Annotated in this window: 1 pseudogene; it reads left to right on the top strand. The window is 60.0% G+C overall.

Features of this window, described 5'->3' with window-relative positions:
* Positions 1-249, top strand: a pseudogene (locus B3Q33_RS10215) (arginine decarboxylase); the annotation flags it as partial.
* Positions 250-270: the final 21 nt, after the last annotated feature.

Here is a 270-nt window from a genome sequence, read left to right as displayed (position 1 = left end):
ATGCACAACCTGTTCGGCGACACGGATTCCGTGGATGTGGACGTGGAAGCCGATGGCGCCATCACCCTGAGCCACGCCATTCAGGGCGACACGGTGAGCTCCGTGCTGCGCTACGTGAACTACGATACCGACAAGTTGCTGGGAGCCCTGGAGCAACATTGTCGCCAGGCGCATTTGAGCGACGGCGAGCAGGAAACCTTTATCGGGCTGGTACGCGAGGGCCTGGCCGGGTATACCTATCTGGAGTAGATACGAGCTACGAGCTACGAG

Origin of the sequence: Alcanivorax sp. UBA3183 (assembly GCF_002364155.1) — a bacterium.
Classification (GTDB): Bacteria; Pseudomonadota; Gammaproteobacteria; order Pseudomonadales; family Alcanivoracaceae; genus Alcanivorax; species Alcanivorax jadensis.
Note: the sequence above shows the minus strand (reverse complement) of the source record. Positions and strands in the feature narration are given on the sequence as shown.